Below are 8130 nucleotides of genomic sequence, written 5' to 3'. Positions count from 1 at the left end.
TAAAAAACCAATATTTACCGAAACAGGATGCTTGAGCCCCTCAGGGCGCTTTATTGAGAAACCTAAACCCGTGTACACGCTCTAAATCGAAATTAATGGAAGTGTTTTGAGTTTTTACACAGCCTCGGCCAATAGAGGACGGTAGAGCTAAGCATTAAAAAATCCCTTGCGTCGGTGGCTCGACCCCCGCAACAAAATTTAAATAATGTCCTAGTGGGTGATTGCTTTATTTTTTAATAATGACGAACTAAGTGCTCCTCCGCACATTCGAGCGAAATATATCTATTTAATATGAGTTGAGGAATTCAGGCCTTTTCTTTTGCGTCACATTTTTCAAGAGTAGAAGTATGTTGAGCCTAAGTTCCTATCTTATAAATCAGTTACTAGGGAAAATACAATGACCGATAATCACCAAGAAGCCAGTCGTCTTCATAAACAAGCTGCCAGTGACCATGAAGATGCTGCAAAAAATCATACAAAAGCTGCGCAATGTCATGATAAGAATCAAGCAAGTGAAGCAAAGGATCATTCAAAAAGTGCAATGAATTGTTGTGATACTGCGCAAAAGACCTCAACTTCAGCATGCGGGTGTTCAGCTAATACCTAATTTTTTTCATAATTAGGTATTGAATAGTTATTTCGATCGGAGGTAAATATGTATCAGATGATGGATGGTTCAATGACAGGCGGTATAGGTTTAGTGGGCATATTAGTTCTGATTGCTTTAATACTCTCAATTGCCGCTTTAGGGAGATACCTCTTTTTTAGTAAGAAAAAGCGCTATTGAGAGCCGAGCTGAGAATAGGCGGGGAATGCGAAAAGTAGCCAGAATTCATATTTCGTAATTGCCTACTCATCCTTTTAGTTGTCTTATTGCCCATTCGCTCTTTTGCGTCCGAGAGCATGGGCTTTAAGATGGCAACCCATGCATCCGTTGCTATAAGCCAGCCTTCTATTTGCGTGCGCTGAATTTGTAGCGAATAAGAGGACTGTAAAGGTAAAGGCGCACAGATTTTTCATATTGATTCCAATTTGATAATTCCCACAGCACTTCAAAAAGTGAGCCTGCTTTTCATGCTACTCGTTAATGTGTTGTTGTCTATTAATATGGGTCGTATAAAAAAAGTTTTTAAATAGCAATAGGCAGGAGGTGAAAACTCTTGGTAAGTAAGGATTTGGCAGATTCTATATGTCTGATAACAGACAGACCGATTTGCCAATCATTTCTAGACTGATTTCTAGTTAGTTTAATTAATTAGAAAGAGATGGCAGTCTATGAAAAAAATCACAATGCTTTTAGCTTCATTATTAGTTTTCTCTGGGATTGCAATAGCTACCCCAGATGGCACTAGGGCAATTAGTACGCAAGAGTTAGCGGGTGTTTGTGGAGATCAGTCTAGTCCACAGCCACAAATTTATTGTGATGTGTATGGTCAGGGTGTATTTGATGGCTATCTTGTTACTCGCCATCCTAAAAAGGCACCAGACTTCATTTGTGTAGTTCAGCCAGCTCCTTCGCGTCGTGAAGTAATGAATCAGTTTATTGATTGGGTTAAACAAAATCCTGGATATAACACCGCTCCTGCAGCAGATACATTGTTGAGATTTTTGGCTGTTCGTTTTCCATGTGAATCATCAAACATGTCCCCTGGAAAAGCAGTTAACAAAATCATTCGCTAAAAGCAAAAAGGAATTACTATGAAAAAGATTCTTATCGTTTTATCGGCAACCTCAATATTAACTTTGTCTGCTTGCTCAAATATGAGTGATACGCAACAAAGAACCTTATCGGGCGCTGCTATTGGTACTGCAGCGGGAGTGGGTATTGGGGCTCTTACTGGTGGAGGTCTTTTATGGGGCGCTGCAGGTGGGGCTGCTATAGGCGCTGTAGGCGGCTATGTATATGACCAACATGAAAAGAGTCAAAGTAAGTCACCCCCTAAATCAAATTCCTCAAAGTCAACCGTAAACTAAAGAAACACAGTTCAATAAAAAAGCCGCAAATGCGGCTTTTTTATTGGTACTAACAAATGATTAGTTTGAAACTACAAGCTTACTTTTCACTGACTGAACCCCATCTACTGCACCAGCTAATTTGATAGCCTTATCAATCTTTGCCTGAGTATCAGAAGAGCCTGAAAGTGTCACAATTCCTTTTTCAGTGACAACAGTAATTTTCATAGACTGCATTCCTGGTGTAGTATCCCCTTAGATTCGTACATTTGAGAAGTTGATTTTTCTGTAAGGTAGATGAAAAAAACCACCCTATCCCCAGGGTGGTTTAATTTTATTAAATCCAATAAAGGAAAAGATGAGCAGCGCTTAAAATTTATATCCTAAGCCTAGTGTTGCTAGCGTAGCGCTAGGTTTATACGTTACACCACTCATTGTGGATGAGGAATACTTGACTTGCTGCCCCTCAATCCTCGCGTAGATATTTTTACTTAGTAGTGCTTCAATTCCTAAACCATAACCAATTCCATTTAAGTTACTAGTCCCAGTATATCCGTTGTAATTCATCGTTCCTGACATCCGGTTATAACCAACCAATGCGTAAATCATGGTGCTTGTACCTAATACATAGCCAGGTTTAAGATTAATGCTGTAATGTTTTTTACCTACTAAGTTGGCATCGCCGGCAGTGCCTCCTTTAGTATCTGCTAAATCGTAAGTACCAGTAAGACCTAAAGCAATTTCCTTAGTGATACCAAACGCATATCCAACATCAACTGTGGGAATAATTGATTGTTGACCCGCATTTCCTGAGGAAGTGCCTGATATGTCAGTTGTGCCTCCCACTGAGCTGACGCTAACGCCAACTGAGGGACCTTCGAATGGATTAGTTTGGGCTGTTGCGATGGTTGTAATTGTCGTAAGTAATGCTGCAACTAATAGATTCTTTTTCATTTCATACCTTCATTTTTATCTAATTAGACTAGAAGACGAAATAAAAATATTTCTCATAATTTATGTGACATCTCCCACCAAGTCCTATTTCAAAGCAATTAATTAAAGATGTCTGTCTGTTAACGAACGCTATTTAAGGCCCACACTTTTCTTTGATTCATGCTGGTTATGTTTAGGTTTTATCCCCAATGGAAAATAAATCTTCCTTATGAGGCGAGGGTTATTTAGAGGTCACTGGTATGTAATCAATCAATTCCTTCCCCTTAATAAGTGTTACTTAAAGTAACGCTCATCAACCACACACCAAAAAGCACTTTGGGGTAACGAAGTGTTAGATGGTTGCTCCAAAAATCCTGTGGTTTTGAAAACCAAAGAGTGACCCCACACTTCCTTTAAATCCATGAATTTGCTTACACATTTGCTTACACACCGACACTGACCACCCGCAGACCCCCTGTTTATATGGCTCTATTATGGGCTTCTGCTCTCATAGCGAAAGTTGTGCCTTATGCGTGGAAACTGCATAAGGGATGGTGTCAAATTCGGAGAAAGCTAAAGGTAGTTTTAATTAATTGCCCAAGCTAACGCCGAGCCAAGCTTCAGCATGAAAGTGCTGTTGAAGGTGTAGAGACTAGACGGCACCCACCTAAGTGCGCGAGCATATGGTGAAGGCATAGTCCAGGGAGTAGTGAAAGCTACACAAACCGGAATCCTTTGGTCCCAGGTTCAAGTCCTGGTGGGCCCACCAATGAAATCAACGGCTTGGGGAGAAATTCCTAAGTCGTTTTTCTTTCTGTGCAACAAAGTGTGGAAGCAATCTTCACAAATCTTCCATGGCAAACCCACTAGATATATAGGTCTACCATTGAAGCGATGAACTACTTGTAGATTATTGTATCCAATATTTAAGGACTGCTTACGGCCAGATGCAACTATCATACCGCCTACACAATTTCATATGTCAGAAGTAAGACTGCGGCACCCATGCAAATCAATGCGAGCATAAAGAACTTATCCGCAATATCTTCAAAATAAACCGTTTTTGAATTGCTTCGAATGGATAGGTATGAAAAGATAGAGCTTGCTAGAAAGATCAGGGCGTCTAAAGCTAAAAGATCATCAACCCAGTAAGCCATTCCCCGATTTGATTGGGTTAGCTTCACAATGCTGATAACGGTCATGCATACCCCGAGCATTGCACCCGAAGTCGGCAGAATATGACCGCTTAGATTGTTGGGGTTACGCATTTACTGGTGAATGTAACCTGGCAAAGTACCTGATCCAGAGTTTTGATTGGGCGACGGTGATCCACTGAGTTCTGGCAAGTTGTAGTTTGGTTGGCTTGGTGCCAGTCTTTTTTGAGTTGCATTAATAAAAGTATGTACTTTGCTATCAAAAGATGCCTTTTGCTCTGCAGTCAATAATTTGTAAAGCGGTTTGGCGGACTCATCAACCTCTTTTAAGCTCGCATATCGATTTTTTGCATCTTCAGTAGATTGATTCAGATATTTCAGTCCATCAATAGTAGCGGAACTATCGTTATTCAATTTAGCTCTTTCTTTGGCAACATCGCTTGCATAGAGCCTCACCTTGATTGCAAAATTATCCCAAGCTTTACTTTGTGCGGGTGTTAGCTTAAGATTTTCCTCAAGGCGAGATAAGCCAGTTTCGATTTGCTCATATGTAAGCAGATGTGAACCTGGAGCAGGCATTGAGATATGCGTATTTGCTGATGTACTGGAAGAGTCAGGATTAGACGCATTGCGCCCTGCACCCCTTCGCATTCCAGGCATTCCTGGGACCCCAGGGCCTTGAGATCCGCCCCATTGAGCAAAAGACTCTTTAACGGGCAAAATTGCTACTAAAACTAGAAAACTCAAGATAATCGAGCGCACTGGCATGGTTTGATTCATTTTTCTCTCAACTGGATGCTCCTAACCCTTGTTAGACAGTAATTTTGAAAAATACTTACTCTAAAAAGAAAATAATTATTTTGTCTTGGTCGTAAGTTTTCTATAGGTGCCCGCGTCTAAGAATTAACAAATAAGGAGAAATAGATGAAAAGAGCAATGCAAGGTTTAATGATGGCAAGTATTTTGATGGTTGGAGCGATTAGTATTGCAAGCGCAGCTTTGCCTGAGCCACAGGATCCTCAAGTGGTGGCTAATATGAGCTATGAGCAGCGTCTTCAGATGTCTAAGGATCTACGAGAGCAGTTTAAGCAAGCCACACCAGAAGAGCGCCGTGAGTATCGCCAAAAACTGCATGCCAAATTCAAAGCCTTAAGTCCTGAAGAGCGTAAAGCACTTCGCGAGAAGATGCATGCCCAATGGAAGGCGTTAACTCCAGAGCAAAAGAAAGAGCTGCGTGATAACCGCAAAGCCATGATTGCCGCAATGACACCGGAAGAGCGCCTTGAGATGAAAAAGGAACGTGAAGAGTGGATGAAGGCGCATCCCAATGAAAAAGAACATTGGAATAAGCCAATGAGCAATTAAGGATCAGTTTGACTTTATTTACTAGTAAGCAACACCGCATCGAACAGGCTTTATTAAAAAGTGCGGTAGCGGGGGATTCTAAGGCATCAAAAGAAGTCATTCGCCTATTGAGCTCCCCCGCTTACTCCTTAGCTTGGAAGATGCTTGGCAACAAAGAAGATGCAGAAGATGTCGTGCAAGAGGCCTTTATTCGCTTATGGAAAAGTGCGGATGCATTTTCAGGAAAGTCGGGACTTTTTACTTACTTTTACGTGATTGTGAGCAATCTTTGTTTGGATAGGATCAAAAGTATTAACAAGGGGTTCTTTGAGGAGTTTGATGAGATTGAGCATCAACCCATGAAAGAGATTGAGTGGAGTATCTCAGAGGGTGTCAGCCTAGAAAGCATTAAAAAGGCAATGGATGTTTTAAGTAGCAAACAAAGAATGGCGATGTTGATGTGGGCATATCAAGATATGACGGCAGAAGAAGTTGGTCTGGCAATGGGTATGAATAAGAATAGCGTCGATCAATTGTTATATAGGGCTAAGTTGAAGCTTAAGATGGAGTTAGAAAAAGGTGAATCCCATGCGAGCGAATGATAAAAAACATTTAAAGAAAGTGTTAGATCAAATCGAAGTGCAAGAACCATCTACCCATTTTGAGCAACGCATTTATCAAGATTGGCAAAGAGTGGTTCTTAAGGTGGATCGACCCACTCATCGATTCACTGAAGTTTTGGCGCTCGCTAGATTACACCCTAGGCTTGCCGCATTGATTGCGATGGTGGTTATCACAGGCTCCGTATTACTAGGTCAGCATCTCCTGACAAATCAGGACGAAGAGTTGCAGCGTATTGATGCTTTATCCGAATTAAGCCTCTCAACTATTTAATCTACAGTGTTTTCCCTTGCCCCTGGGGTCTCTAATATTAGAAGCTGCAACTTTGCTAGGCTTGGGTAAAGGGGCCTGCTAATCATTTTTGATATACCGCCAGCAACAAGTGCACTCGCCATTAGACTGAGTACCAACCCATGCCCATCAACCATCTCCATAACAATAATGAAAGAAGTCATAGGTGCTTGCGTGACAGCAGCTAAAAACCCCGCCATTCCAATTGCGATAAGAATTTGAGCGCTAGGCAGAGTTAGGGCGGTAGAGATGGTATTACCAATTCCCGCACCAATAGCAAGAGATGGCGCAAAAATGCCAGCAGGCACTCCAGACCAAGTGCTAAGCCAGGTAGCTATGAATTTAAGGGGTACAAATAGATAAGAGGTGCTCTCTGATCCCGCAATGATTGACTGTGTGTGGGAATAGCCAGTTCCATAGGTCTCACCATTGCTGGCTATTCCTATGAGCGCCACAATGAGTCCGCATGCTCCAGCAAATATCAAGGGGGAGTTTGTTCGAAATTTTCCTAGTAAACCTCTGTTTACTCTAAGGGAAATAATCAACACTTTCGAAAACAATCCACCTAGGATGCCACTTACTAAAATCACTAATATGCAGGGTACGATAATGTTGAGACTAAATCCACCTGGCTGTATCACGCCAAAGTATGTGTAATTTCCATCGATTGAGATGCCCACTAAACCAGCTAATACTATTGACGCAATCATTAAGCCATTACTACGCTGTTCTAAAGATTTAGATAGCTCCTCAATGGCAAACATAACCCCACCCAGCGGGGTATTAAAGGCTGCAGCAATTCCTGCTGCACCACCAGCCATAATCAAAGATGCTTCAGAAATATTGGCTGCAGAGGGTAACCAGCGTTTTGCATTTCTCATGATCCCTGCAGCAATCTGTACTGAGGGGCCTTCTCGTCCAAGGGATAGGCCGCCTAAGAGTCCTGCTGAGGTAAGAAAAATTTTAACGATACTCAGCTTTAGTGAGACAAATAAGCCTCTATATTCAGGTTTGCATTTAGAGTCTAATGCTGCGATCACTTGAGGAATCCCTGACCCTGCAGATCCTAGAGCAAATTTTCGGGTAAGGTAAACAATGACTATGGTGACTATTGGAGTCCAAAATAATGGAGCCCATCTATTACGACCTTGAAGCGCTAAAAACCAATCAAAAGAAAATTCTGCTAACTTGGTAAATCCTACGATAGTGAGGCCTGCGACAGCTGCATAGCTTAAAACAATCGAGCGACCAGCCCATAGTTTCCAATTTAGAAATTCTTTCTTTAGTGTAACTAGAAATCTAGCGTAAATCATTTTTTCACCAATAGGAATTTCATTAAAACTTTATTGAATAAATAAGTTGTGATCAGCAATACAAGAACATCCAGAGCAATTGGATTAAAGGCTAAAGTGTAATCTCTAAGCCTCTCGCTAATAATCAGAATTGGTAAGATTATTGCAGGGGGATGCAAGCATTCGAGTAGAAGCATTAGAGAAAAGCAAGTTGCAAACGCAGCGACCATAACCCATTGGGCGTAATCAAATACATATACAAATGCAAAGCCTATAAGAGAGCATAAAAGATATGATTGAAGAATAACACCCGCTGAGGTCATGGATTTAGTGGGCATTGTAAATATCATCAATGCGCTAACGACGAAGGGTACTAGCAATAGTAAATTTTCGTTGTCTAAAAAATGATTCAGTAGATATAAAAGGCAGATCGTAATCATGCTACCCAAGGTGATGACTAATTGCTGCGCAATAGAAAGCTGAGCTGGCGGCGGCTTGAGCGCCTCATAAATTTTGGAGCACCAGCTTTTAAATTTATTCAT

The 8130-nt window shown here is 41.3% G+C and carries 12 protein-coding genes; 6 read left to right on the top strand and 6 right to left on the bottom strand.

The features are described 5' to 3' along the window. The first annotated feature begins 397 nt into the window (after window positions 1-397). The 3 genes from VC188_RS10275 to VC188_RS10265 all read left to right on the top strand — a co-directional run bounded on the left by VC188_RS10275 (window position 398) and on the right by VC188_RS10265 (window position 1974). On the top strand, window positions 398-607 hold the full coding sequence (locus VC188_RS10275) for a hypothetical protein (protein WP_323483898.1): 210 nt from the start codon (window positions 398-400) through the stop codon (window positions 605-607). A 668-nt stretch (window positions 608-1275) separates the two neighbouring features. Next, the gene (locus VC188_RS10270) at window positions 1276-1680 is read left to right on the top strand and encodes a Rap1a/Tai family immunity protein (protein WP_323483897.1); all 405 of its coding nucleotides are present in this window, start codon (window positions 1276-1278) and stop codon (window positions 1678-1680) included. Between the two features lie 18 nt (window positions 1681-1698). Beyond that, window positions 1699-1974, top strand: a complete 276-nt coding sequence (locus tag VC188_RS10265; RefSeq protein ID WP_323483896.1) for a YMGG-like glycine zipper-containing protein — start codon at window positions 1699-1701, stop codon at window positions 1972-1974. A gap of 60 nt (window positions 1975-2034) precedes the next feature. Here VC188_RS10265 and VC188_RS10260 read toward each other — a convergent pair whose 3' ends face one another. The 4 genes from VC188_RS10260 to VC188_RS10245 form a co-directional block, all read right to left on the bottom strand. After that, window positions 2035-2181 (bottom strand): BON domain-containing protein, encoded by a 147-nt coding sequence (locus VC188_RS10260; RefSeq protein ID WP_416350507.1) that lies wholly within the window; start codon window positions 2179-2181, stop codon window positions 2035-2037. Between the two features lie 141 nt (window positions 2182-2322). Then, a complete protein-coding gene (locus VC188_RS10255) occupies window positions 2323-2907 on the bottom strand; it encodes an outer membrane protein (protein ID WP_323483894.1) in 585 nt (194 codons plus the stop codon). 944 nt (window positions 2908-3851) lie between these two features. Next, window positions 3852-4088: a hypothetical protein gene (locus VC188_RS10250; protein WP_323483893.1), complete on the bottom strand. Its 237-nt coding sequence runs from the start codon at window positions 4086-4088 to the stop codon at window positions 3852-3854. A 66-nt stretch (window positions 4089-4154) separates the two neighbouring features. Beyond that, window positions 4155-4820, bottom strand: coding sequence for a Spy/CpxP family protein refolding chaperone (locus VC188_RS10245; protein ID WP_215271794.1), 666 nt, complete (start codon window positions 4818-4820; stop codon window positions 4155-4157). 144 nt (window positions 4821-4964) lie between these two features. Between VC188_RS10245 and VC188_RS10240 the strand changes: the two genes are divergently transcribed. The 3 genes from VC188_RS10240 to VC188_RS10230 are packed head-to-tail and all read left to right on the top strand — an operon-like array spanning window position 4965 to window position 6278. Continuing rightward, a complete protein-coding gene (locus VC188_RS10240; protein WP_215271792.1) occupies window positions 4965-5405 on the top strand; it encodes a DUF3106 domain-containing protein in 441 nt (146 codons plus the stop codon). Between the two features lie 8 nt (window positions 5406-5413). Next, a complete protein-coding gene (locus VC188_RS10235) occupies window positions 5414-5986 on the top strand; it encodes an RNA polymerase sigma factor (protein WP_215271791.1) in 573 nt (190 codons plus the stop codon). Then, window positions 5973-6278 (top strand): hypothetical protein, encoded by a 306-nt coding sequence (locus VC188_RS10230; RefSeq protein WP_323483892.1) that lies wholly within the window; start codon window positions 5973-5975, stop codon window positions 6276-6278. The genes VC188_RS10235 and VC188_RS10230 overlap by 14 nt, the downstream gene beginning before the upstream one ends. Here VC188_RS10230 and VC188_RS10225 read toward each other — a convergent pair. Beyond that, complete coding sequence (locus VC188_RS10225; protein ID WP_323483891.1) at window positions 6275-7609, bottom strand: chloride channel protein; 1335 nt, start codon at window positions 7607-7609, stop codon at window positions 6275-6277. The two genes, VC188_RS10230 and VC188_RS10225, sit on opposite strands and share 4 nt — an antisense overlap. Continuing rightward, window positions 7606-8130, bottom strand: coding sequence for an HPP family protein (locus VC188_RS10220; RefSeq protein WP_323483890.1), 525 nt, complete (start codon window positions 8128-8130; stop codon window positions 7606-7608). The genes VC188_RS10225 and VC188_RS10220 overlap by 4 nt, the downstream gene beginning before the upstream one ends.

It is taken from the genome of Polynucleobacter sp. MG-28-Ekke-A2 (genome assembly GCF_035012985.1).
Lineage (GTDB): Bacteria > Pseudomonadota > Gammaproteobacteria > Burkholderiales > Burkholderiaceae > Polynucleobacter.
Note: the sequence above shows the minus strand (reverse complement) of the source record. Positions and strands in the feature narration are given on the sequence as shown.

Coding starts and splice junctions, on each gene's coding strand:
- VC188_RS10250 (WP_323483893.1), bottom strand. CDS start 4,088: ATGACCGTTATCAGCATTGTGAAGCTAACCCAATCAAATCGGGGAATG.
- VC188_RS10270 (WP_323483897.1), top strand. CDS start 1,276: ATGAAAAAAATCACAATGCTTTTAGCTTCATTATTAGTTTTCTCTGGG.
- VC188_RS10255 (WP_323483894.1), bottom strand. CDS start 2,907: ATGAAAAAGAATCTATTAGTTGCAGCATTACTTACGACAATTACAACC.
- VC188_RS10260 (WP_416350507.1), bottom strand. CDS start 2,181: ATGAAAATTACTGTTGTCACTGAAAAAGGAATTGTGACACTTTCAGGC.
- VC188_RS10245 (WP_215271794.1), bottom strand. CDS start 4,820: ATGAATCAAACCATGCCAGTGCGCTCGATTATCTTGAGTTTTCTAGTT.
- VC188_RS10220 (WP_323483890.1), bottom strand. CDS start 8,130: ATGAATAAATTTAAAAGCTGGTGCTCCAAAATTTATGAGGCGCTCAAG.
- VC188_RS10240 (WP_215271792.1), top strand. CDS start 4,965: ATGAAAAGAGCAATGCAAGGTTTAATGATGGCAAGTATTTTGATGGTT.
- VC188_RS10275 (WP_323483898.1), top strand. CDS start 398: ATGACCGATAATCACCAAGAAGCCAGTCGTCTTCATAAACAAGCTGCC.
- VC188_RS10230 (WP_323483892.1), top strand. CDS start 5,973: ATGCGAGCGAATGATAAAAAACATTTAAAGAAAGTGTTAGATCAAATC.
- VC188_RS10225 (WP_323483891.1), bottom strand. CDS start 7,609: ATGATTTACGCTAGATTTCTAGTTACACTAAAGAAAGAATTTCTAAAT.
- VC188_RS10265 (WP_323483896.1), top strand. CDS start 1,699: ATGAAAAAGATTCTTATCGTTTTATCGGCAACCTCAATATTAACTTTG.